20 protein-coding genes are annotated in these 22,926 nt (G+C 71.6%); 11 read left to right on the forward strand and 9 right to left on the reverse strand.

From position 1 onward, the window contains the following. Window positions 1-200: 200 nt before the first annotated feature. Together EV375_RS16990 and EV375_RS16995 are read left to right on the forward strand one after the other, a co-directional pair. A complete protein-coding gene (locus tag EV375_RS16990; protein WP_486588527.1) occupies window positions 201-1,250 on the forward strand; it encodes an SMP-30/gluconolactonase/LRE family protein in 1,050 nt (349 codons plus the stop codon). A 125-nt stretch (window positions 1,251-1,375) separates the two neighbouring features. Then, window positions 1,376-2,365: an LLM class flavin-dependent oxidoreductase gene (locus EV375_RS16995; RefSeq protein ID WP_130300175.1), complete on the forward strand. Its 990-nt coding sequence runs from the start codon at window positions 1,376-1,378 to the stop codon at window positions 2,363-2,365. A gap of 174 nt (window positions 2,366-2,539) precedes the next feature. Here EV375_RS16995 and EV375_RS29165 read toward each other — a convergent pair whose 3' ends face one another. The 6 genes from EV375_RS29165 to EV375_RS17015 all read right to left on the reverse strand — a co-directional run bounded on the left by EV375_RS29165 (window position 2,540) and on the right by EV375_RS17015 (window position 7,832). Then, a complete protein-coding gene (locus tag EV375_RS29165) occupies window positions 2,540-2,698 on the reverse strand; it encodes a hypothetical protein (RefSeq protein WP_165434757.1) in 159 nt (52 codons plus the stop codon). Between the two features lie 15 nt (window positions 2,699-2,713). Continuing rightward, entirely contained in the window at window positions 2,714-2,878 is a 165-nt protein-coding gene (locus EV375_RS29170; RefSeq protein WP_165434653.1) for a hypothetical protein, read from the reverse strand. Between the two features lie 70 nt (window positions 2,879-2,948). Then, window positions 2,949-3,791 (reverse strand): SAM-dependent methyltransferase, encoded by an 843-nt coding sequence (locus tag EV375_RS17000; RefSeq protein WP_130300176.1) that lies wholly within the window; start codon window positions 3,789-3,791, stop codon window positions 2,949-2,951. Window positions 3,792-3,967: 176 nt separating this feature from the next. After that, window positions 3,968-4,864, reverse strand: a complete 897-nt coding sequence (locus EV375_RS17005; RefSeq protein WP_130300177.1) for an alpha/beta fold hydrolase — start codon at window positions 4,862-4,864, stop codon at window positions 3,968-3,970. Window positions 4,865-5,040: 176 nt separating this feature from the next. After that, window positions 5,041-6,348 carry an SPFH domain-containing protein gene (locus tag EV375_RS17010; protein WP_130300178.1) on the reverse strand — a complete coding sequence of 436 codons (1,308 nt, stop codon included), beginning with the start codon at window positions 6,346-6,348 and terminating at the stop codon, window positions 5,041-5,043. After that, a complete protein-coding gene (locus EV375_RS17015) occupies window positions 6,345-7,832 on the reverse strand; it encodes an SPFH domain-containing protein (protein ID WP_486588745.1) in 1,488 nt (495 codons plus the stop codon). Before EV375_RS17015 ends, EV375_RS17010 begins: the two co-directional genes overlap by 4 nt. 1,057 nt (window positions 7,833-8,889) lie before the next feature. On the opposite strand from EV375_RS17015, the gene EV375_RS17020 reads away from it, so the two are divergent. The 8 genes from EV375_RS17020 to EV375_RS17055 all read left to right on the forward strand — a co-directional run bounded on the left by EV375_RS17020 (window position 8,890) and on the right by EV375_RS17055 (window position 17,861). After that, a complete protein-coding gene (locus EV375_RS17020; protein ID WP_486588528.1) occupies window positions 8,890-10,650 on the forward strand; it encodes a sensor histidine kinase in 1,761 nt (586 codons plus the stop codon). Between the two features lie 3 nt (window positions 10,651-10,653). After that, a complete protein-coding gene (locus tag EV375_RS17025) occupies window positions 10,654-11,058 on the forward strand; it encodes a roadblock/LC7 domain-containing protein (protein WP_254666108.1) in 405 nt (134 codons plus the stop codon). Then, window positions 11,055-11,408 carry a DUF742 domain-containing protein gene (locus EV375_RS17030; RefSeq protein ID WP_130300180.1) on the forward strand — a complete coding sequence of 118 codons (354 nt, stop codon included), beginning with the start codon at window positions 11,055-11,057 and terminating at the stop codon, window positions 11,406-11,408. The genes EV375_RS17025 and EV375_RS17030 overlap by 4 nt, the downstream gene beginning before the upstream one ends. Continuing rightward, window positions 11,389-12,009, forward strand: coding sequence for an ATP/GTP-binding protein (locus EV375_RS17035; RefSeq protein WP_130300181.1), 621 nt, complete (start codon window positions 11,389-11,391; stop codon window positions 12,007-12,009). Before EV375_RS17030 ends, EV375_RS17035 begins: the two co-directional genes overlap by 20 nt. A gap of 146 nt (window positions 12,010-12,155) precedes the next feature. Next, a complete protein-coding gene (locus tag EV375_RS17040; RefSeq protein ID WP_130301913.1) occupies window positions 12,156-13,544 on the forward strand; it encodes a cytochrome P450 family protein in 1,389 nt (462 codons plus the stop codon). A 378-nt stretch (window positions 13,545-13,922) separates the two neighbouring features. Beyond that, window positions 13,923-15,026 carry a selina-4(15),7(11)-diene synthase gene (locus EV375_RS17045; protein ID WP_130300182.1) on the forward strand — a complete coding sequence of 368 codons (1,104 nt, stop codon included), beginning with the start codon at window positions 13,923-13,925 and terminating at the stop codon, window positions 15,024-15,026. Window positions 15,027-15,472: 446 nt separating this feature from the next. Then, the gene (locus EV375_RS17050; RefSeq protein ID WP_486588529.1) at window positions 15,473-16,816 is read left to right on the forward strand and encodes a cytochrome P450 family protein; all 1,344 of its coding nucleotides are present in this window, start codon (window positions 15,473-15,475) and stop codon (window positions 16,814-16,816) included. Between the two features lie 70 nt (window positions 16,817-16,886). Further along, on the forward strand, window positions 16,887-17,861 hold the full coding sequence (locus tag EV375_RS17055) for a LysR family transcriptional regulator (protein ID WP_130300184.1): 975 nt from the start codon (window positions 16,887-16,889) through the stop codon (window positions 17,859-17,861). 223 nt (window positions 17,862-18,084) lie between these two features. Here EV375_RS17055 and EV375_RS17060 read toward each other — a convergent pair whose 3' ends face one another. Both EV375_RS17060 and EV375_RS17065 read right to left on the reverse strand, forming a co-directional pair. Further along, window positions 18,085-18,663, reverse strand: a complete 579-nt coding sequence (locus EV375_RS17060; RefSeq protein ID WP_130300185.1) for a class I SAM-dependent methyltransferase — start codon at window positions 18,661-18,663, stop codon at window positions 18,085-18,087. A 145-nt stretch (window positions 18,664-18,808) separates the two neighbouring features. After that, a complete protein-coding gene (locus tag EV375_RS17065) occupies window positions 18,809-19,576 on the reverse strand; it encodes a hypothetical protein (RefSeq protein ID WP_130301914.1) in 768 nt (255 codons plus the stop codon). A 544-nt stretch (window positions 19,577-20,120) separates the two neighbouring features. On the opposite strand from EV375_RS17065, the gene EV375_RS17070 reads away from it, so the two are divergent. Next, complete coding sequence (locus EV375_RS17070; protein ID WP_130300186.1) at window positions 20,121-22,028, forward strand: prolyl oligopeptidase family serine peptidase; 1,908 nt, start codon at window positions 20,121-20,123, stop codon at window positions 22,026-22,028. Here the strand turns inward: EV375_RS17070 and EV375_RS17075 are convergent. Continuing rightward, a complete protein-coding gene (locus EV375_RS17075; protein WP_130300187.1) occupies window positions 21,940-22,854 on the reverse strand; it encodes an SURF1 family protein in 915 nt (304 codons plus the stop codon). The genes EV375_RS17070 and EV375_RS17075 overlap by 89 nt on opposite strands. Window positions 22,855-22,926 lie beyond the last annotated feature (72 nt).

Raw genomic sequence — 22,926 nt, forward strand, 5'->3', positions numbered from 1 at the left:
GTCTCCTGGACGGGGTGGGAGCGGGCACCAAGTGCGGAGCCGGGGCGCGGTGCGGAGCGGGAGGGGCTCGGGTGGCGGCGCGGGCTGCGCGGCCCCGTGTGCCCGTCCGCCGTGTGCCCGTCCGCTTGTCCGCCGTGTGCCCGTCCGCCGGGCGGCCTTCGATACCGGCTTCCCACCCCTTGACGCCAGCCGCGACCGGAATGACTATGCGCTTAGTCACCGCGTTCGAGGGGTTGCCGGCGTGCAGCTCTCGCGTCGCGGGACCGGACCTGGTCGCTCCGCGGAGCGCCTGTGAGAAGGCCTTCCGAACGGCCGACGACGACGCACGGAACGAGGTCACGATGGAGGAAGGACAGCCGACGGCCCGGGAGTTGAGGGTCGTACTGGACGGATACTCCTACCTGGAGTGCCCGCGTTGGCACGACGGCCGGTTGTGGGTCTCGGACTTCTACACCAACAAGGTCGTGGCGACCGACGGCAGGGGCGGCGCCGAGGTCGTGGCGGAGGTGCCCAACCAGCCGTCCGGACTCGGATTCCTGCCCGACGGACGGGCGCTCATCGTGTCGATGCGTGATCACCGTGTCCTCGTGCGGGACGCGACGGGAGCGCTGAGCGAGCACGCCGACCTGTCCGGCGCCGTCTCCGGGATGCTCAACGACATGGTCGTGGACGAGCAAGGACGCGCCTACGTGGGCAACTTCGGATTCGACCTCATGGGCGGAGAGCCGCTTCGCCACACCACGATCACCCGGGTCGACATGGACGGAACGGTGACCACTGCCGCCGACGACCTCGGCTTTCCCAACGGCATGGTGATCCTGCCCGGCGGAGTGCTCGTCGTCGCGGAGACCTTCGCCGGGCGGCTGACCGCCTTCGACATGGGCGAGGACGGCGAGTTGAGCAACCGGCGCGTATGGGCGCAGTTCGGTGAGACCCCCGGGACCGAGGATGTCGGGGAGGCCGTGGAACTGCTCCAGGTCGGCCCGGACGGGATCTGCGCGGATGCGGACGGAGCGATCTGGGTCGCCGACGCACTGCACCAGCGCGTCATCCGGGTCGCGGAGGGCGGCGGGATCCTGGAGGAGATCCCCGCCGGCACCGGCGTCTTCGCCTGCATGCTCGGCGGTGACGACGGCCGCACCCTGTACCTGTGCGCCGCACCCTCCTTCCCGGAGCACGAGCGCCGTCCGGTGCGCGAGGCCCAGCTGCTGGCGGTGCGCGTCGAGGTGCCGCACGCCGGTCTGCCCTGAGTCCGCACCCCGCCCCGGCAGCACGCCGCCTGCCCCGAGCCGCAGCCCGTCCGTCCGGCCGCACGCCTCCGGCGCTCCGGCCACCCGCCCGATCCATCCGAGCCGACACCTGAAATGGAGGGGCCATGGAGGTGTCCTGTGCCTTCCCGACCGCCCTGGACTCGCCGGACAACATAGCTCTGGCCGAACGACTGGGATACGCGCGAGCGTGGGTCTACGACACGCCTCAGCAGAGCCCGGACGTGTGGATGACCCTCGCCCTGGCCGCCGAGCGGACCGAGCGGATCGGCCTCGGTCCGGGTGTGCTGATTCCCAGTCTGCGTCACCCGATGGTCAATGCCGCCGCAACCGCCACCCTCGCCGAACTGGCCCCCGGCCGCGTCGCGGTGGCGTTCGGCACCGGGTTCACCGGCCGCCGCGCCATGGGGTACCGCGCGATCACCTGGTCGTACATGGACTCCTACATCCGCGCCTACAAGGCCCTGCTCCGGGGCGAGGTCGTCGAGTGGGAAGGGGCGCGGATGCAGATGCTGCACCCCGACGGGCACGCTCCCGCCCGCCCGGTCGACGTTCCCGTCCTCGTCAGTGCCCTCGGGCCCAAGGGACACGGGGTGACCAAGGAGATCGGCGACGGGCTCTACGTCACGCTCCAGTTGCCGGAGTTCATGAAGGAGTACTCGTGGGTGCCGTACCTGGTGTGGGGAACGGTGTTCGACGAGGACGAGGCCGACGACTCCGAGCACGCCCGCCTGGCCGGCGGACCGGGCTGGGCCCTGGCCTACCACGGGGCCTACGAGTTCGGCGGCCCCTCCGCGGTGCGTGAGCTGCCCGGCGGCGCGGAGTGGATGGACGTCGTGGAGCGGGCGCCCGAGGGGCAGCAGCACCTCGCGGTCCACGAGGGGCACTGCGTGGAGCTCAACCAGGCCGACGAGGCCGCGTGGAAGGCCGGCGGTCACCAGATGCTGCGCGACGTGACGGTCAGCGGCACCCGCGACCAGATCCGGCGGCGGCTGGACGAGTTCGCGGAGAAGGGCGTCACGGAGATCGTCTTCCAGCCGTGCGGGCCCGACACCCGTGCCGAACTCGAGCGGTTCCTGGAGGCGGCCGAGTCCTGAAGCCCACGGTTCGCAGCCCAACGGGCCGCGGTCTGCCGGGTGTTGGCGCCTGGGCGCGGCGCACGGCCGGACGCGCCGCCCCGGCGCGGGGCCCGAGCCGGGCGAACGGCACCCGCACCGGGGGACGGCACCCGCAGCGCACCGGCACCCGGGGACGCGCGGCACCGGGGGCGTCTACGGGTGCGGCGTGGCCGAACCGGCGGCGACTTCGACGATGGCGCGCGTCTGGCGCGTGATCGCAAGTCGTTCGCGGACGAGGAAGGGATCGGTGATGCGGCCGGTGGCCGGGTCGGTGTCTTCCGGGCCGAGCCACGGCGGAAGCCGGGATATCACCCGTCGGCGCGCACCTCAGGCCCGGTACAGCAGCAGATACCGCCACAGCAGCAGGCGGCGCAGGGTCGAGCCCGGTAGCAGGCGGCGCAGGGTCGAGCCCGGTAGCAGGCGGGCGGCTTCGGCGCGGGTCTCCGCGTACGTCAGCGGCGGCGGCACTGGATGGCTCCCGGCGTCAGTCATCGTCTCCAGCCGCCGATTCCCAGTCCTGAGTGGTCAGTCCTGAATTGTCAGTCCCGAGTCCTCAGTGGCGTTACGGCTTGCGTGCGAGGCCGCAGAGGGAGGCGATGTCCGCGGGGGAGTCCGTGACGGTGCCCTCCGGGCGCCATCGCGTGCCCGGCACCACACCGGGGTCGACGAGTTCCAGGCCCGAGAACAGCTCCTCCACCTGGGCCCGGTCGGAGAGCCGGTAGGGGGTGCCGCCGTGCTCGCCGACGCGGCGCTCGGCCTCCACCAGGGCGGGGTCGCCGTCGGTGCCGGTGTAGATCGCCAGGTGGCTGCCGGAGGACAGTCCTTCCGTCAGACTGCGCACGATCGACAGCGCCTCGGCGTGCTCGGCGACGTGTCCGACGATGCCGAACATGATCAGCCCCACGGGGCGGGAAAGGTCGAGGGTGCGGGCGGCCCCGTCGAGGATCGCCCCGGGGTCGTGCATGTCGGCGTGGAGGTAGTCGGTCGCGCCCTCCGGTGTCCCGGTGAGCAACGTGCGGGCGTGTGTGAGCACGAGCGGGTCGTTGTCCACGTACACGATGCGGCTCTCGGGTGCGGCCCGCTGAGCGATCTGGTGGGTGTTGTCGGCGGTCGGCAGCCCGGTGCCGACATCGAGGAACTGCCGGATGCCTGCCTCGTCGACGAGGTGCCGCACGACGCGGCTCAGCAGCGCGCGGCTGGTGCGGGCGATGTCCACGATGCCCGGGTATGCCTCGCGGGCGGTCTCGCCCGCCCGGCGGTCGACGGCGTAGTGGTCCTTGCCGCCCAGCCAGAAGTCCCACATGCGCGCCGAGTGCGGCACGTCGCCGGCGAGTGACGGCACGTCGCGCCCGACGATCAGGGGGTCGCCCCGGGACTCGTCAGCGCCGTCGGCAATGTCTGCCATGTCCCCACGCCCCTCGCTGTGTCGACCGTCACGCGATGCTAACTCACCGCCGTGCGGCGGCAGTCTGCCTGTCAGGGGTCGGGACACCGGGGGCCGCGTGACAGACCCACAAGAGCCGGTGGCCTCAACCGGTCTGATTTCAGGCGCACTTCAGGCGCTGCGTACCTGCGTCCCCGTCAGCCGAGGGGGCACGTGTCACGGGACTCCGTGACACCCGCCGTGCGCGGCGGCGGGCAGAGACGATCGGCGGACGCGGTGTCGCCCGCGACGAAGTACCTGAACCAGGCGACCACTTGGCGGGCGACCAGCCCGTCGGGCGGGGTGGCGGCGAAGTGGTCGCCGTCCAGCTCCAGATATGCCTTCTCCCGCGCGCCGCTCAGGCCCTCGTAGAAGACCTCCGCGTGCTCCGACGTGGGGGCGACCTCGTCGTCGCTGCCGCCGACGACGAGGGTCGGCGCCTTGACGCGCTGCCACTCGCCCCGCTCCGCGTACGGGGTCAGCGGCACGGCCGCCTTGATGGCCGGGTTGCGTTCGGCCGCGTACAGGGCTCCGCCGCCGCCCATGGAGTGGCCCAGCACGCCCAGTCGTTCCGGGTCGGAGCGGTCGGCGGCGGCGCTGCGCCTGGTCGCGTGGTCGAGGGCGTCCAGCAGCTGGCGGCCTCGCTGCGGGGGCGAGTCCTCCGTCGTCTTCGTGTTGAACGTGATGACCACGAAGCCGTGCGACGCGAGCAGTTCGCCGTAGGGGGCGACCATGGACTCGTCCGCGCCGAGCCCCGGAGACGCCGCGATCACTCCGTACCGGTGGCTGTCGTCGTCCGGGTAGTGGACGGTGCCGCTGCCGAAGTCGCCGCCCGTGTCACCGGACGAAACCGTCTGGGTGCGCACCTTGTACGGGCCCTTCTTCGGGCCGCCGGAGTGACGTTCGGCACCGGCGCCGGGGCTGCTCTCCCGCGGGCCCTCCTCGGCGGGCCCTCCTGAGCACGCCGCGACGGCCGCGAGGAGCAGGGCCGCGAGCACGCCCACGGCCTTGCGTGAACCGGCCGGGCCGGCCGAGCCGACAGCAACGCGCGCCATCCCACGACGGTACGAACACCCGTGCCCACCGGCAACCCCGGCGGAGGTGGGCGAAGCGAGGGCGAGCGGCGAGGCACGGCACGACGCGGGGCCCGCACCTCCGCCAGGAGGCGGTGGCGCGGGCCCCGTGTGCCATGTTGGTCCCTGCCGCGACGTGCGGCGGCAGGCGGCCGGCCTCAGCCCTCGCGGTCAGCCCGGCGGGCCCCATCCAGCGGCAGCAGTCCGCCGTTGAGCTTCGGCAGCAGTTGCGCCGTGAGCAGCGTCGAGAGGGCGGAGGTGTCGCCGCTGTCGCCGTCGGTGCGCACGACCACCGGCTGCGGTGCGCGGCCGGCGAGGATCGCGCCCACCTCCAGCCGCCTGCGGGCCAGTTCGTACTGGAGCACCGCACGGTTGTCGCGGTAGGCCTGAGCCAGGCGGCGCTGCGCGCGGGCCTCGTTCTCCGCGGAGATGAGGCCGCTGCGGCCGCGCGTCTCGATCTCGAAGCGCACCCTCTGCGCGTTCGTCTCCTGCTCCTCCAGGAGCTGCGCCACGTCCTCACGTGCCTTGTTGAGGGCGGCCTTCACCTCCACGATGCGTGCGTCGCGCACCTTCTTCGCCCGCTCGATGTCCATCTGGAGGCTGTCGATGCGGCGCTTTCGCGTCAGGCCCCATTCCTGTTCGTACGCGGTGCGTTCCTTGGCGACGCGCTCCCGCGTGGCGAGGTGCTGCTGGTACTGGGCGGGCAGTTGCACGTCGGGGATGTTGGAGCCGGTGATGCGCACCCCGTAGCGGGACAGCTGACGGTTGAGCAGCTCCTGCATGTCGGCGACGTCGGAGCCGCGCAGGTCGTAGGCGCGTTCCGTCTGCACCAGGCGGGCGCGCTGGCGGATGGCGTCCTGCACGGCCTGGGAGAGCACCAGGTCGAAGTTGCCCGCGCCGATGGTCCGTACGAACAGGACGGCGTCGGTGATGCGGAACTTCAGGAAGAACTCGATCGAGCGCAGCGGCACGTTCTCCCTGGTGGGGCAGGCCATCACCGGGGCCGAGTACGGGATTTCGGTGGCGGTGTCGACGACGAAGTCGACGCGGGACCAGGGGTGCCAGAGGTAGTGCCGCCCCGGTTCGAGGGTGCGGGTGACCGCTCCGTAGCGGGTCAGGACGCCGGCGGTGCCCTGCTCGATCTCCGCGATGGAGGAACGCCACCACCACAGCATGCCCGCCAGCACGAAGAAGGCTCCGGCGAACCAGCTCACGGCGGCGAGCGCCCCGTAGGCCATGTCGCCCGCGCCGCCGTCTCCCGACGCGCCGAGCGAGAACATCACGCCGGTCAGCAGGGCGAAGACGCCCAGCCAGATCAGCAGCAGCCACCAGAGCCTGCGGGTGTGCCGGGGAATGATGACGGGGATCAGCTTGTCCGTCTCGCCGCCGCGCAGCAGTTGACGGATCTCGCTCCAGGGGGCGACCTCTTCGGAGATGACCGACCGGCGGTTTCGTGTGGCGCTCATTCTGCGGCCTCCTCGGATGCGGCCTCGGCGGATGCTTCCCCGGTCACGCTGCCGGAACCGCCCCCGTGGGGCGCTCCGGGTGTCGCCCCGGCCGCCGGCTCGGACGGGTCCACCGGCTCGGCGGCCGCCGGAACGGTGGGACGCTCCGCCTCCAGCAGGGCCTCGATCTCCTGCTCGCGTGAACGGATGCGCTCGGAGACCTCTTCGAGGCGGGCTCGCACCGCCGCCATGTCCTCCTCGGAGAACAGCTCCGTGCCCCGCTCGCCCACCAACTCCCTTGCGAGCGCGAGGAAGTCGACACCCACGCCGCCGTCGGAGTCCGAGCCGCCGCCGATGCGCAGCAGCCGCGGAAGGTGGTCCGCGACCTCCTCGAGCGTGTCGAGGACCTGCTGCTGGTAGCGGTACTGGAGGATCTCCGGCGCCTCGGCGGCGGTGACCGCGCGGATGTCCAGGGCCTGCGCCTCCAGCAGTGCCGCGTTGGCCTTCGCCTCGGACTCGGCCTGTACGTAGCGCTGACGGGCCGTGGCCTGGGCGCGGTTGGTCTCGCGCTCCACCGCGGTGTCCATCTGGGCCTGGTACTGCGCGATGTCCGCCATGATCGCCGAGAGGGTCTCCTGACGGGAGGCCAGCTCTTTCGTCAGGTCGCCCTCGTCCTGCTCCTTGCGGAGGTGCAGTGCGTACTCGTGCGTGTAGGCGTCCTTCGCGACGCGCACCATCTCCGGCGACGCCAGGTCCATCCGGTAGCCGCGGTCGGCCGGCTCGGCGTGGGTGATGTTGGCGTTGGTCAGCTCGACCGCCGGACGGAACTGCTGGTTGAGCTGCTCCAGGAGGCGCCCGGTGTCCTCGCCGACCATGTCGTAGATCCCGGCGGCCTCCTTTTCGTAGATGAGGCTGCGGATGGTCTCGCTGACCGCGTTGCTGAGCTTCTCCTCGAATCCCCGCACGGCACCGAGCGTGTAGACGAACTCCACCGGGTCGCTGATGCGGAACTGGATGAACAGGTCGATGGACGCCTTCACGCCGCCCTTGGTGGGGGCCTCCCGCACCGGCGCGTTGAACGGGTATTCGCGCGTGGTGTTGATGATGTACGACACCCGCTTCCACGGGTTCAGCAGGATGACCCTGCCGGGACCGACCACGTCCTCCAGCTTCCCGAAGCGCGTGATCAGCGCCTGGCAGCCGTCCGGCACCATGACCATGCCCTGCCGCCACCACACGAAGCCGACGGCGAGCAGCGACAGCACCCAGTAGTGGACGCCGAAGACGGGATGGGTGAGGAGCGAGCTGCCGGCGGCCGCGGCGAAAGCGCTGCCCGCCGCTCCCAGCACCAGCAGCAGCAGTACGGGCAGCATGCTCACGAAGGAGCGCCCGCGGGGCAGTGCCATCGGGCAGATGGCGTGAACCTTCCGCCCGTCCTCGCGGCGCTGTTCGCTGCGGTTGAGCACCTCCCGCGCCTCGTCCATGGACACGGTCCGCTGCGTCATCACCGTGTCGATGCCGCCGCCCTGTTCGCGGGCGGCGGGAAAGTCGGCGGGGTCGAGCCCGTCGTCGCCGCGCGGCCCGTCCGGGCCGCCGTCGTCGCGTCCGTCCTCCGAACGCTGCCGCACCACGGTGCCGCCCCGGCGCCGTAGCTCGCCCTCCGCCGCTTCACGCAGCTCCGGGTTCTCCGAGACCGCCCTGGCGGCCCTTCTCACGCTCTGGCTCACGCCGTTCCCCCTATTCGCATGCCGTCCGTCGGTGCTGCCCGGCGGATGCCGGTTCCGGTGCCGGAGTCAGTGCCGGTGCCTGAGTCCGTGCCGGCCGGCCGCGGTGCTCCGCGGACCGTGCGAAGCACCGGTGGGCCTGACGACTCGGGACTCCGGACTTCGGACTCCGCGCGAACACAACACGAACAAGCTGCGCCCCGTTGGCTGGGCTCCCCCGTCCGGTGAACCGCGTCGGGCCTGTCGGCCGGCCGGTTTCCGGTGCACCACCGCAAAACTTACACAAGGGGCTTGCGGTGCTTGTGGGCGACCGCGGCCTCGGCGACGCCGTGACCCTGAGTCAGACACAGACGAGCACACGTTCTACACACGAGACCTTCACACAGTCTTCGCTACTCGCAGGTTGGTTCTGCCGCACCCTGATCGACCGCGCTCCGGAGCCGAAGACCCGCACCGCGGACCGGTGCCCAATAGGGCTTCTCCCGGTCAGTTCCGGCGAGCTGGTTCTTTCCGGCCAACTCGACCGCCGTCGCCGCATTCCGCTTCTAGGTGCTCAGGGCACCTGTCCGTCTGGCGCGCATTTGTGAGGCTCGACCACTTACTGTCCTGACCTGCTCAGTTTCGCCACTGAAATGAACGGCAAGGGGGATGCACTCGAAGACTCTGCGTCACAAGTGATCGGTTCCGGCTATGCTGCGCGAGGCTCAGTGGACCGGACCAACCCCCTTGCCCTGCCGCCGAATTGAGACCGGATGTGCGGTTCGGGTGCCCCCTCATGCCCGCCACTGCAGCCGCGCACCGCCTGCTCACCAGCTTTTCGATTGATTTGAGGATCCTGATGGTTCGTGCTGGATCGTCACCCGGAGATCAAGGGTCCGGCCCGGTACTCGTCTGGCTGCTGCCCGCCTTGCTGACGGCGGCGGCCGCAGGCATCGCAGTCCCCCTCGTGCCGGAAGGCGCCCGTATCGCGGTCGTCGTGTGCGGGCTCGTCGCGACGCTGGCCGTCGCCGTCGTGTCCGCCGAAGTCGCACGCCGCGGACGCGCACTGACCTCGCTCCGGGCCGAGCACGCCGAGCAGCTTTCGGTGCTCCAGGCCCGGCTGCACCAACAGGAGCGCGTGACGGTGCAGTTGGCCAAGGAATGGCTGCCCGAGGCGGTGGAACGCCTCCAGGAGGGCGAGTTCGCCGAGGACGTGCTGCAGTCCATGCCCCGCGCCGAGGGCCTGAGCAGCGAATTCCAGGCCGCGCACCAGGAGTTGCTCCGCTCCGTCGTCGAGGCCGTGCAGGCGGAGGAGACCCTGCGTGACTCGGCACAGCGCGGCGTCGTCAACATCGCACGCCGTGTGCAGGCCATCGTCCACAGGCAGGCGACCGACCTGCGGGACATGGAGGACCGGCACGGCCAGCAGCCGGACTTCTTCGCCGACCTGCTGAGGCTCGACCACGGCACCGCCCTCATCGGCCGCCTCGCCGACAGCATCGCCGTACTCGGCGGCGCCCGCCCGGGCAGGCAGTGGAGCAAGGCCGTCCCGGTCTACAGCGTGCTGCGCGGCGCGATGTCGCGCGTGCTGGACTACCAGCGCGTCGAGCTGCACTCCGTCGCGGACGTCGCGATCGTCGGCCCGGCGGTGGAACCGCTCATCCACGCGCTCGCGGAGCTTCTCGACAACGCCACCCGCTACTCGCCGCCGAAGGCGCGCGTCCATCTGACCGCGGGCGAAGTGCACGCCGGCATCGCCATCGAGATCGAGGACGGCGGCGTGGGTCTGAGCGAAGAGGCCCGTCAACGCGCAGAGTTGAGGCTCAAGGAGGCCCAAGCGGGCATCGACCTCAACGACCTCGGGGAATCGCCGCGCCTCGGCCTCGCCGTGGTCGGCCGGCTCGCCCAGGCCTACGACTTCCAGGTCTCGCTGCCGCCCTCCGCGTACGGCGGCGTGCGTGCCGTCCTCGTCGTGCCGAAGAAGCTGGTCACCACAGCGCCGGCAACGGGACGTGCCCACGGCATCGGCGCCGGCCCCGGCCAGGAGGCCCCCCGCCAGGAGGCCCCTGCCGCGGCGGCTCCGGCCGCCGGAGTCCCGGCCGCGGGGAACGGCGCGGCCTCGTTCGGCGCGCCCTCGTTCGACGGGGCGCCGGCATCCGTCGCGTCGCACGGGGCGGGGGTCCCGTCCACGCCGCGGTCCGCGGGGGAGGAAGCCCCCCGCACGGCATCCGCGGGTACGCCGTTCTCGGGCGCGCCCTCGGTACCGGCGGCGGAAGCGCCTGCCGCCGGGCACCGGATGCCGCCGCGTCACGACCCCTGGCTTCCGGAAACCGGCCCCGCACAGCAGGAAGACGAAGTGCAGGACGAGACACCGCCAGTGGTCGAGCGCAACGCCAACGGGCTGCCGCAGCGCCGCCGCCGCAGCCCGAACGCGAACGCCTCCCCGGGAGGCATCGCCGGCCGGAGCTCCGGAAAACCGCAGCCTCCCGCGCAGCCCGCACCGGACGAACCGGCGCCGGGACTGTGGATGGCAGACCTGCAGAGCGGACTGTCGGGCAGGGCGAGCGAGAGCGCCAGCGCGGACCGCAACGAAGACACGTCGCCGGATGAGGGTGAGTGAACGATGGAACGACGTGCCGACATGGACTGGATGCTGAAGGATCTGGCGGAGACCGTCCCCCAGACCCGCCACGTGATCGTGCTGTCCTCCGACGGTCTCTGCATGGCCAAGCACGGCACCGACCCCGACACCGCCGACCGGCTGGCCGCGATCGGTTCGGGCCTGCAGAGCCTGTCGTCCGCCGTGGCAGCCGAATTCCCGCACAGTGACGGGCGGATGCGCATGGTCGTCATCGAAGTCAACGGCGGCTTCATGTACTTGATGGCGGCGGGAGCCGGCGCGCACCTGGCCGTACTCGCCGACGAGGGCGTCGACGCCGGGCTCGTCGGCGGGCGCATGAGGGACCTGGTGGCCCGCATCGGCGAGCATCTGACCAGCCCCCCGCGCGACGGCGGATTGGCCGTATGAGCCGGATTCCGGGATGGGACGACGACATCGGGCCCGAACGGCTCTATGTGATCACCGGCGGACGCAGCGACCCCGCCGAGCAGACGGGGATCGACCTGGTCACGTTAATCGTGGCCAGGACGGATCCCCAGGTGGGGATGCAGCCCGAGCACGCGTCGATTCTACGCGTGTGCAACTCCCCTCTCTCCGTGGCGGAGATCTCCGCCTACCTGGGACTGCCGGTGAGCGTGATCACCGTCCTGCTGGCGGACCTGCTGACCGAGGAGCGGGTCGAGGCGCGGTCGCCCGTCCCGGCTCTTCCCGACATCGAACTGATTGAGGCGGTGATCCATGGACTCCGGAATCTCTGACACAGCCACGGGGCCTAGGAGCGAAGACAGACTGCCCTCGTCCGCCAGCTCCGCCGTGAAGATCGTCATCGTCGGCGGTTTCGGTGTCGGCAAGACGACCCTCGTCCGTTCCGTCAGCGAGATCCGTCCGCTGACGACGGAAGAGACGATGACTCAGGCGAGCGAGAACGTCGACGACACCGCCGGCGTCGAACGCAAGACGGCGACGACCGTCGCCATGGACTTCGGACGCATCAGCCTCAACGAGGAACTCGTGCTGTACCTGTTCGGTACGCCCGGACAGCAGCGCTTCTGGTTCCTCTGGAACGGGCTGTTCGACGGCGCTCTGGGTGCCGTGGTCCTCGTCGACACGCGCCGTCTCGAGGTGAGCTTCGACGTGATCGGCCGGCTGGAGGAGTCCGCCGTCCCGTTCGTCGTCGCCGTCAACGCGTTCCCTGAGGCCCCGGCCTATCCCGTGGAGGAGCTGCGCAGCGCCCTGGATCTGGACCCGAGGGTCCCGATCGTCGTGTGCGACGCACGGCAGCGTTCCTCCAGCCAGGACGTCCTGTTGCAGCTGATGCACTACCTGCGCTCCCTTGCACTGACCCCGGAGGCGAAGTGACCTCTCCACCACCCGACCGGGACGCCCCCGGCCGCCCGGACGGCCCCGGCCCCGCCGCTGCGGCCCCCGGCCGCGGGACGTCCTCCGCGCAAACGCCCGGCGGGCCCGCCGCGGGCTCCGGCTTCGACGGGTTCGATCCCTCCGCCATGCCGCCGCCCGGCTGCCCCGCCCACGGTCTCGGACCGGGCGGGCTGCGCCGCCTGTACGGGCCGGAGGCGGACGCCGACCCCATCGCGCTGTACGAGCGGCTGCGCCGCGAACACGGGGCCCTGGCCCCCGTGCTGCTGCCGGGCGACCGGGAGGCGTGGCTGGTGCTGGGGCACCGGGAGAACCTGGAGGTCTCGCGCACGCCGTCCCTCTTCTCCCGGGACTCCCGCCTGTGGCGCGACATGCAGCAGGGCAAGGTCCCGCCGGACCATCCGCTGGCACCGCTGACGATGTGGCAGCCGCTGTGCGTCTTCGCCGAGGGCGAGGAGCACGAGCGGCTGCGAAGGGCCGTCACCGAGAGCCTGTCGCGGTTCGAGGCGCGCGGCATCCGCCGGTACGTGACGCGCTTCGCGCACCAGTTGATCGACGAGTTCGAGCCGGAGGGCCGGGCGGATCTGGTCGAGCAGTTCGCCGACCAGCTGCCGCTGCGTGTGATCACCCAGCTCTTCGGCATGCCCGAACACCACGGGCCCCGGCTGATCGACGCGGCCAAGGACATGATCCGCGGCTCGGAGACCGCCGTCGCGAGCAACGACTACATCACCGAGGCCCTTCAGGAGCTCGTCGACCGCAAGCGCGCCTCGCCGGGACACGACGTGGCGTCCAAGCTGATCGAGCATCCCGCCCGGCTCACGAACGACGAGGTTCGCGAACACCTGCGGGTCGTGCTCGTCTCCGCGAACGAGCCGACCGTCAACCTGATCGCGAACACGCTTCGTCTCGTCCTGACCGACCAGCGCTTCCGCGCAACTCTGGCCGGGGGGCATATGACCCTGCCCGACGCGCTGGAGCAGGTGCTGTGGGACGAGCCTCCGATGACGACGAATATCGGCCGCTGGGCGACGGGCGACGCGCAGCTCGCGGGCAAGACGATCAAGGCCGGAGACATGCTGTTGCTCGGCCTCGCCGCCGGCAACGCCGATCCGCAGATCCGGCCGGACAAGTCCACGCCCATGCACGGCAACCGCTCGCATCTCGCGTTCAGCGGGGGACCCCACGAGTGCCCGGGCCAGGACCTCGGCAGGGCCATCGTGGACACCGGCATCGACACGCTCCTCACGCGCCTGCCGGATCTGCGGCTGGCCGTCCCGGAGGAGCGCCTGACGTGGGAAACCGCTCTGATGTCACGCCGTTTGGTCGCGCTCCCCGTGGAGTTCGCCCCGCGCCGCAAGAACACCGCGCCGCGCCAGGGCCCGGGCGTCCCCTCCGTCGAACTTCCGCCGCTGCGGCCGCAGGCACCGGCGTCCGTTCCGATGCCTCCGGTCGCACCGCCGCCCGAGCACACCTCCTGGTGGACGAGGCTGAAGCAGAAGATGCAGGGGTGGTGACGCGGCGGCAGGGACCACGCGCACCCGGGATGTCGGCAATGCCCGGCCTTATTCGGCCACTGGCGTCAACTCGCCTCGTAGCGGCACTGGTTGAACGTGTAATCGCGGGTGACCAGGGGGAAGCCTCCCTGTGGCCGTGCCGGGTCGGCAGAGAATCCGCCTGCTTTCCTGCGACCGGATAGCCCCTTGATGAAGTGGTGATGTCCATGTAGCAGACGGTGACGGAGCGGTCTCCCGCAGTGCGGGAGGGCGTTGTCTCCGCAGGCAGAACTTGGTTTTGGCCGGTTCTACCCGGGTGCAGGGGGCCATGGAGAGGCCAACTGCCGAGAGGTTGAGTGGAAGGCGGCGAGAGCCGCCGGATTACTGAGGTGATCGACAGTGGAGCACGGCTTGATCGTGCCGCCCGTTTTTTCTCCTATCCCACCCGCGATACACCCCCGTCACGAAGCGATCAACGAGCGGACCACCGCCTGGGCGAACGCCTTCGCCATCGGATCCCCGGAGCTGCGGGAGAAGCTGGTCGCCCACGACATCGGCACCTTCGCCGCCCGGGTCCTGCCCGAGGGCCGCGAGGAGGTCGTCTCGATCCTCGCGGACTTCATCATCTGGCTCTTCGGGGTCGACGACGGCCTCTGCGAGGAGGGTGAACTCGGCAAGGACCCCTCGGAGTTGGTCGGCGAGCTCTCCAGGATGCTCCGCATCGCGCAGAACCCCGACGTGCCGATGCTCTCCCGCAACCCCCTCGCGGCGGGGCTGAGGGATCTGCGCCATCGCGTCTCGCGGTACGCGACCCCCGGCCAGGAGGCACGCTGGGTCGACGCGCTGCGCGAGTACTTCCTGTCCGTGGTGTGGGAGGCGTCCCACCGCAGCCACGAGACGGTCCCCGACCTCAACGACTACACGCTGATGCGCCTTTACGACGGCGCGACGTCCGTCGTCCTGCCGCTGCTGGAGATGGGCCACGGGTACGAGCTGCATCCGAACGAGCGCGACAGCACGGCGGTTCGCGCCGCGGCGGAGATGGCGTACTTCATCATCACCTGGGACAACGACCTCTTCTCGTACCACAAGGAGAGCCGCGCCGACCAGTACTACCTCAACGTGCTGCGGGTGCTGGAGCACGAGCAACAGCTCACCCCCACCCAGGCGTTGTCCCTCGCGGTCGCCCAACGCGACCGCGTGATGTGCCTGTTCCTGCGGGTGCGGGACGAACTCGCCGCCACGGGGAGCCCGCAGCTTCGCCAATACCTCGAGAACCTGGGGACGTTCATCCGCGGAGCCCAGGACTGGGGCATCAGTTCGCACCGCTACACGACGCCCGAGGACCCCGCGGACCTTCCCTCGACGTTCCGCGACACCCCCACCGACGACAGCCACGAGGCCCTCGACATCCCTGCCGTCGCGTGGTGGTGGGACGTGCTTCCGGAGAGGGAAACGTTTCAGCCGTCGCCTGGCGAGTTCCGTACGTCCGCAACGGTCTGAGCCCGCGCGGAAACCCCGGACGAGGCCGCACCGGGGCCCGGACCGGGGTGATGCCGAAGCCACACCGAGGCCGAGCACGGAGCACGGACCCGAGCACTCCCCCTGCACCGCCCCAATTCCCCTGCCCCGGCGACGCGCCGACCGGGCGCCGACCCAGGAACCGACCGGGCGCCGACCCAGGAACCGACCAGGCACCGACCGAACGCGGCGCCGCACCTCCGGAGCACGCCCGGAGCACGCCCGGAGCACGCCCGGAACACGTCCGAAGCACGCCCCAGCCCCGCCGGCAACGCCGGCAACCGGGGACCGAAGCGCCCACAGGCGCCGAGGGCCCCGTGCGCCCGCACGCCTTCGACTCCCGCCCGCCCTCGTCACGTACCACCGACACACCACATCGGCTGCACCTCCACCCCGGTCCCCACCTCTTGCCCGAAGGAGCTGCGAACGTGAGTGCCGCACTGAAGGCCGTACCCCTGGCCCCGAACCGACTCCCGCTGATCGGCCACGCCCTCACCCTGCTACGGCAGCCCCTCGACTTCATGAAGTCGCTGCGGGACACCGGCGACCTGGTGCGGGTCGACGTCGGCACCCTTCCGATCTACTTCGTCACCAGCGCGGAGCTCACCCACGAGCTGCTGGTCACCAAGGCGCGCAACTTCGACAAGGGCCGATTCTTCATACGGGCACGCACCCTCGTCGGCGACGCGCTGCCCACCGCCCCCTCCGACATCCACAAGCGGCACCGCAGGCTGATGCAGCCGATGTTCCACCACGCCCGCATCGCCGGGTACGCGAACGTCATGGCCACCCGCGCACAGGCCATGGCCGAGTCGTGGAAGCCGGGGCAGACCGTCGCCGTCGACGAGGAGCTGGCCCAGTTCTCGGTGGCCACGCTCGCCGAGACGATGTTCTCCGCGGAGATCAGCCGTCCCGCCGCGGAGGCCGTCATCCGCGACGTGCCGATCCTGCTGAAGAACGCTCTCGTACGGGCCGTGACGCCCCGGCTCATGGACCGCATGCCGATCCCCGCCAACCGGCGCTTCGACACCGCGGCCGCCCGGCTGCGCAAGGTCATCGACGACGTCATCGCGCTCTCCCACCAGCAGGGCGACGAGGACAACGAGGACCTGCTCTCCCTGCTGATGGCCGCGCGTGACGCCGACACCGGCGACAGGCTCAGCGACCGCGAGGTGCGCGACGAGCTCGTCGCGATCATGTTCGCCGGAACCGAGACGACGGCCTCCACACTCGCCTGGACCTTCCACGAACTGGCCACGCACCCCGAGGTCGAGGACCAGCTGCTGGCCGAGATCGAGTCGGTGATCGGGGACCGCCCCGTCACCTTCGAAGACGTCCCCAAGCTCGAGTACATGGACCGGGTGCTGCGCGAGATCTCCCGCATGCACTCGGTTCCGCTGCTCATGCGCCAGGCCACCGCCCCCGTCGAACTCGGCGGAGCGCAGCTGCCCGTGGGCACCGAGCTCGCCTTCAGCCTCTACGCCCTCCACCGCGACGCGCGACTGTACGAGGACCCCGAGCGCTTCGACCCGGACCGCTGGCTTCCGGAGCAGGGCTCGAAGGTGCCGCGCGAGGGCTACATCCCGTTCGGCGCGGGCAACCGCAAGTGCATCGGCGACGGCTTCGCCTGGACGGAGATCGTCATCACCCTGGCGACCGTCCTGCGGCGCTGGCGGTTCCAGCGGGTTCCGGGCCACACCGTGAAGGAGGTCGCCTCGGCGGTCGCGCACCCCGACAGCCTCCCGATGACGGTCCTGCCCAGGGAGGGGTGAGCCGGGCCCCGGCCCGGCGCCGCCGCGAGGGGGAGTGGACCGTTCCCGGGGCGCCGGGTCATGGTGGGGCATGCTGCTTCGCCAGTTGGAATACCTGGTCGCCCTGGCCAGGGAACGTCACTTCGCGCGTGCGGCGGCCGCGTGCTTCGTATCGCAGCCGTCGCTCTCCGCGGGCATACGCAAGCTGGAACGCGAGCTGGACGTCCCGATCGTCCAGCACGGCGCGCGCTTCCAGGGCCTGACGCCCGAGGGCGAGCGCGTCCTGCTGTGGGCGCACCGCATACTCGGCGACCGCGACGCGCTCCAGCAGGAGATCGCCGCGATGCACGGGCGTCTCACGGGCACGCTGCGCCTCGGTGCCATCCCCACCGCGCTCACCGTCACCTCGTTGCTGACGACGCCCTTCTGCGAGCGCCACCCCGAGGCGGGTGTGCGCCTCGAGTCGCTCTCGTCGCGCGAAATCATGCGCCGGCTCGCCGAGTTCGAGATCGACGCCGCCCTCACGTACCTGGACGACGAGACGCTGCGGGGCGTGCACAGGCTGCCGCTGTACGAGGAGCGCTACGTCCTGCTCACGCCCGAGGACGAACCCGTCCACGGTGCCGGACCCGACGGCGACGCCCCCGCAGACCCGAACGGCGACGCCGGGGCGGTGAGCTGGTCGCGGGCCGCGCGGCTCCCGCTGTGCCTGCTCTCGCCGCGCATGCGCAACCGCCGCATCCTCGACGGGCTGTTCGCCGCGGACGGCGCCGCGGCCTCCCCCGCCGTCGAGTCCGACACCGTGGACGGCCTCTACGCGCACCTCGCCTCGGGACGGTGGTCGAGCGTGATCTCGCACGCCTGGCTGCACATGTTCGGCATCCCCGCAGGCATGCGCGTGGTGCGGCTGCACGACGACGGCGGCGGCAGCAGGCCACGCGTCGGACTGGTCTTCGCGGCGCACGAGCCGCGGCCGGCCATGGTGCGCGCGCTGCTGGAGGTCGCGGAAGGCGCGCGCGTCCGGGACTCGCTGGACGAACTGCTCAGCGCCCACCTGGAGTCATAGGCGCCGCCTATCCCGCATAGGGAGGTTCGCTTTGACCCCGTACTCGGCGCACGGAGACGCTGGTCGAGCGCTCGCACCCGTGCTCCGCGGTCCGGGAACGCGCGAGAGCCACGCGGCGCCCTGGCCGCCTCCGGCCCGCCCCGGCCGAGGCCAGGGCGCCCTTCCGTCACCGGACCGGCGGCGCCTCCATCACCGAGGCGAACGGCGCCGGACCGGACGGGCCTCACTCGGGACGACGGCCGCGGAAGCGGACACCGCCGCCTCTCTCCGGATACCGGTCGACCACGACATCGGTGAAACCCGCCGCCACGAGGCGTCCCGGAAGCGTCTTCGGAGGCAGCGTGTTCATCGTGTCGCCGATGTGCAGCAGCCGGAAGCGGAGATTGGGCTGGCTGTCACTGCCCGCGAAGACCCCGCCGGGACGCAGCACCCGGAACGCCTCACGGAAGATCTTGTCCTGTGCCGTGGCCGTCGGCACGTGGTGGAGCATCGTGAAGCAGACCACGGACGAGAAGCCGCGGTCCGGCAACGGCAGGTCCGAGGCGTCACCGTGGATGACGCGGGCACGGTCGCCCCAGCCCTTCTGAAGCAGCCTCGTGGTGTCCTCGTCGATCTCCACGGCGGTGAGGCTGGGAACCTGTTCGACCAGTACGCGGAGGTTGGCGCCGTAGCCGGGGCCGAGTTCCAGTACCTCGTCGCCCAGTTCGACATCCTCCAGGGCCCAGGGCAGCAGACGGTCGCGCACGCCCTGCGCCCACTTCTCGGAACTGCACAACCTGCGGTGCGCTCGGTTCATCGGCATGTGCAGACGGTACGGCCCGAGGGGGCGGGCGGGCTACGCGCCGAGGCGAGCACGTCGGCGCGGCTCCCGGCGGCACGGCCGGCCCGCTGTCGGGCCGGCCGTGCCTGCGTGCCGGGCCTGCGTGCCGCGCCTGCGTGCCGGCCGCCTACTCGTACATCACGTACTCCGGTTCGGGACGCAGCTTCAGCACCTCCGGCGGCTTCATCAGGCGGGAGTCCTCGGTGTCCTCCTCGTAGAAGAGCTTGAAGCCCGTGTGCAGCCCGTCCGGCATGTCCTCGACGAGCTGCCGCCACGTGCCGCGCTTGAGCCCGGGCGACCCTATGCCGTCCGCGCTCTTGATCAGCGAGACGCCGTCCGCGGGACGCAGCTTCTTCTCGTCGCTGACGACGGACGTGGAGACCTGGTGGAAGACGAGCGGCTTGTCCGGCAGATCGTTCTCGTCGACGAGGTCCGACAGGTAGTCGGCGACATCGTTGATCTCACCGCCGCCGGTGCGTCCGTAGGTCTCCCCCGGGGTCTGGCCGGGGCCCATGTCCCACTCGGGGTCGAGGGCCACTCCCACGTCGGGGTGCTTCAGCCAGTCCTCCAGGGCCTTCACCTCGCCGAGTGCGTCCGCGCGTCCCGGCTGGATGTTCAGCAGCAGCAACGCGTCGTGTTCGCGGGCGACTTCGTGGAAGCGGCGGATCGTCTTCTCCGGTGTCCGCGTGCGGTACTCGCCGTCGGGTCCCGGATCGGGGTTGGCCACGGCGGCGAGGAGTTCCAGTACGGGGAGCGGCTCACGGCCCCCGGCGTACTCGCGTGCGGTCTTCTCGAGCTCGGAGACCCGCTTTCCCGGGTCGCCGTCGCCGAGGCGGCCCAGCGCGGGCGCCCCGGGCAGTCCGCAGTAGCCGACCAGCCGGTACTTCGGGAACAACTTCCGGCCGCCGCGAGGCAGTTGGGGCCGCTTCCTGGTCCGGCGGGGCTTCGGCGAGCGGGAGGCCGACCCGCTGCGCCCGCCGCTGCTCGCCGAACTCCCCCCGCCCTTCGCGTCGTCGGCCCGCGAGGAGGTCCCGCATCCCGTCAGCACCCCCACCCCCGCGGCCGCCGAGACCGCGAGCAGCCCCCTGCGGCTCGGCGGACCGGCCGGCGCCGCGGGCCGGTCCGGCCGGACCGCCGCGGGAGCGGCCGTCGGGTCGGGCGGCGCGGGTCGTTCTCCCCGACTCCCCCCTGTCGCAAGGCTGTTGCTTCCGGTCCCGCCGGTCCCGCCCGATCCGTCCGTCCAGTGCTGTGCCGTCGGCTCACCGTTCATCCCGCCAGCCACGTCGCCTCCGTCCGCCGGTTGGTCCGTCCTGCGTGCGCGTACGTACGTCCCCGTCCCGTCCGCTTGTCCCGTCGTCCCTGTCCCGAAACGATGTTGATCGCGCCACGTCCCGCCGCCCCCGCCCGCACGGCCTCCGCTCCCGGCGCAGAATGGGCACATGACGCAGAAGACCGATGCCATGCCGGAGTGGGAGAAGCGCTTCCGGGCACCGCGGGTCTCGTTGCCCGACTGGGCCGAGGACGCTCCCGACCGCTCGCTGTACGTCTCCAACGCGACAGGCACCTTCGAGCTGTACGCGTGGGACCGGGCCACCGGAGAGCACCGCCAGGTGACCGACCGCCCCAACGGGACGACCGACGGCGTTCTCACGCCCGACGGCGAGGAGATCTGGTGGTTCTCCGACACCGACGGCGACGAGTTCGGCGTCTGGATGCGGCAGCCCTTCAAGGGCGGCGACGACGAGCCGGCGGCCCCCGGCCTCGCCCCGTCCTTCCCCGCGGGCCTGACGATCGGGCGCGACGGCACCGCCGTCATCGGCCGCTCGACCGACGAGGACGGCTCGACGATCCACCTCTGCCGCCCCGGGAAGGAGCCCGTCGAGATCTACCGGCACCGCGAGTCCGCCGGTGTGGCGGACCTCTCCCACGACGGGACGCTGCTCGTCGTCGAGCACACCGAGCACGGCGACGCGATGCACTCCGCGCTGCGCGTGATGCGCCTCGACGGGACGACCGTCGCCGAGCTCGACGACAGCGAGGGCGGCACCAAGGAACTCGGCCTGTCCGCCCTCGGGTTCGCGCCCGTGCCGGACGACTCGCGGCTGCTCGTCGCGCACCAGCGCACAGGACGCTGGGAGCCGATGATCTGGGACCCGCTGACCGGCGCCACGACCGAACTCGCCATCGACCTGCCGGGGGACGTGAGCGCCGACTGGTATCCGGACGGCACCGCGCTCCTGGTGTCCCACAGTCACCAGGCCCGCAGCGACCTGTGGCGCTACGACCTCGGGGCGAGCACGCTGACCCGGGTCGAGACCCCGCCGGGCTCGGTCGTGGACGCGACGGTGCGGCCCGTCGCGCGGGCCGCGCAGGCCGCGGAGCCGCAGGCCGGGGAGGGAGCGGACCGGCCGGGCGGCACGGGTGGAGCGGGCGCCGCGGGCGTCAGCGTGGAGTATCTGTGGTCGTCCGCGGCGCAGCCGCCGCAGGTGCGTTCCCTGGCGGGGGACGTCGTCCTCGACCCGCCCGGCTTGGCGGCGCCCCGGTCCGTCGCCGTCGAGGACGCCTGGGTCGAGGGCCCCGGCGGCACCGTCCACGCGCTCGTGCAGAAGCCCGAGGGCGAGGGCCCCTTCCCCACGGTCTTCGACGTGCACGGCGGCCCGACCCATCACGACAGCGACGCCTTCGCCGCTCAGCCCGCCGCCTGGGTCGACCACGGCTTCGCCGTCGTGCGCGTCAACTACCGCGGGTCCACCGGTTACGGACGGGCCTGGACGGACGCCCTCAAGCACCGCGTGGGCCTCATCGAGCTGGAGGACATCGCGGCGGTGCGGGAGTGGGCCGTCTCCTCGGGTCTCGCCGATCCGCGGCGGCTGGTCCTGGGCGGCGGCTCTTGGGGCGGCTACCTGACGCTGCTCGGCCTGGGCACCCAGCCCGAGGCGTGGGCCGTGGGCCTCGCCGCCGTGCCGGTCGCCGACTACGTGACCGCGTACCACGACGAGATGGAGGCGCTGAAGTCGCTGGACCGCACGCTGCTCGGCGGTTCCCCCGAGGAGGTGCCGGAGCGGTACGAGCTCTCGTCACCGCTGACGTACGTGGACGCCGTGCGGGCGCCGGTCTTCATCTCCGCCGGCGTCAACGACCCACGCTGCCCCATCCGGCAGGTCGAGAACTACGTGGAGCGGCTGGAGCGGCGCGGCGCACCGCACGAGGTGTACCGCTACGACGCCGGGCACGGCTCGCTCGTGGTGGAGGAACGGATCAAGCAGTTGAGGCTGGAGATCGACTTTGCTCTGAGGCATCTTCCGTCCCCTGTTCCCGCTCCTGGCTCTCCTGGGGGCCGGGGATGAGGCCGAGCGCGGCGTCCTTCGCCAGCTCGGCATCGCGGCGGAAGAGCCGGAACCACATGAAGACCACGAAGGCCGCGAAGACGAACCACTCGGCGGTGTAGCCGAGGTTCTGGAACGCCTTCATGTCGAGGCCGGTGTTGTCGGGACGTACCGGCGGCACCGGCTTCAGCTTCGAACCGTCGGGAATGCGCTGCACGGTGATCCACGCGTCGTGGACGTCGTAAGGGACGACGTTGACGAGAGCGGCAGCGCTGATCATGCCGAGCTGCCCCTTCGGCAGGCCGCCCTCCGCGCCCACGCCCGGGCTGCCCTGCGACTCGGACGCCTGGAGCGCGCCGGTCACCCGCACCTCGCCGCGCGGAGGCGGGGGCACGCGGGAGGGATCGGCCTCGCCGGGCAGCCAGCCCCGCACCACGGGGAGTGCCTTGCCGTGCCCCCCGGCGTGGTCCTCGGCGTGGTCCTTCGCGTGGGTCCTGCCCTTGCCGTCGTCGGCCGCCGCGTGGGTGCGCAGCATCGTCAGCACGTAGAAGCCGCGCCTGCCGTCCAGTTTCCGGTCGGGCACCAGCAGCGGCCGGGACGTGTCGTAGCGGCCGGTGACCTCTGCCGTCCGGCCGCTGGTCGCGACGTCGACGGGCAGCAGCCGGGACAGCGGTTCGGCCCTGGCGTGCTCCGCGCGGGCGACCGTCCTCTGCTGCTCCTCGTGGCTCTCGGCCCGCGCCTCGAAGCGGGAGAGCTGCCAGCCGCCCATGAACAGGCACACCGGGATCGCCAGCACGGAGAAGAGGTTGATCCCCCACCACCGCGGGGTCAGCAGGAACCGGTACACACCCCAACGGTACGGGGCCGGGGGGCGGCGGTCGCGCGTGGGTGCGCCCCCGCGCTCCCCGTCAGTGGGCCT

Source organism: Streptomyces sp. CNZ301 (assembly GCF_004217425.1).

Excerpts from the sequence above, each read along its gene's own strand:
- EV375_RS17020 (WP_486588528.1), top strand. The coding sequence starts at position 8,890 with ATGGTTCGTGCTGGATCGTCACCCGGAGATCAAGGGTCCGGCCCGGTA.
- EV375_RS17060 (WP_130300185.1), bottom strand. The coding sequence starts at position 18,663 with ATGCCGATGAACCGAGCGCACCGCAGGTTGTGCAGTTCCGAGAAGTGG.
- EV375_RS17035 (WP_130300181.1), top strand. The coding sequence starts at position 11,389 with ATGGACTCCGGAATCTCTGACACAGCCACGGGGCCTAGGAGCGAAGAC.
- EV375_RS17030 (WP_130300180.1), top strand. The coding sequence starts at position 11,055 with ATGAGCCGGATTCCGGGATGGGACGACGACATCGGGCCCGAACGGCTC.
- EV375_RS17055 (WP_130300184.1), top strand. The coding sequence starts at position 16,887 with ATGCTGCTTCGCCAGTTGGAATACCTGGTCGCCCTGGCCAGGGAACGT.
- EV375_RS17000 (WP_130300176.1), bottom strand. The coding sequence starts at position 3,791 with ATGGCAGACATTGCCGACGGCGCTGACGAGTCCCGGGGCGACCCCCTG.
- EV375_RS17040 (WP_130301913.1), top strand. The coding sequence starts at position 12,156 with ATGCCGCCGCCCGGCTGCCCCGCCCACGGTCTCGGACCGGGCGGGCTG.
- EV375_RS17015 (WP_486588745.1), bottom strand. The coding sequence starts at position 7,832 with ATGACGCAGCGGACCGTGTCCATGGACGAGGCGCGGGAGGTGCTCAAC.
- EV375_RS17070 (WP_130300186.1), top strand. The coding sequence starts at position 20,121 with ATGACGCAGAAGACCGATGCCATGCCGGAGTGGGAGAAGCGCTTCCGG.
- EV375_RS29170 (WP_165434653.1), bottom strand. The coding sequence starts at position 2,878 with ATGACTGACGCCGGGAGCCATCCAGTGCCGCCGCCGCTGACGTACGCG.
- EV375_RS16995 (WP_130300175.1), top strand. The coding sequence starts at position 1,376 with ATGGAGGTGTCCTGTGCCTTCCCGACCGCCCTGGACTCGCCGGACAAC.
- EV375_RS17025 (WP_254666108.1), top strand. The coding sequence starts at position 10,654 with ATGGAACGACGTGCCGACATGGACTGGATGCTGAAGGATCTGGCGGAG.
- EV375_RS17005 (WP_130300177.1), bottom strand. The coding sequence starts at position 4,864 with ATGGCGCGCGTTGCTGTCGGCTCGGCCGGCCCGGCCGGTTCACGCAAG.
- EV375_RS17010 (WP_130300178.1), bottom strand. The coding sequence starts at position 6,348 with ATGAGCGCCACACGAAACCGCCGGTCGGTCATCTCCGAAGAGGTCGCC.
- EV375_RS16990 (WP_486588527.1), top strand. The coding sequence starts at position 201 with ATGACTATGCGCTTAGTCACCGCGTTCGAGGGGTTGCCGGCGTGCAGC.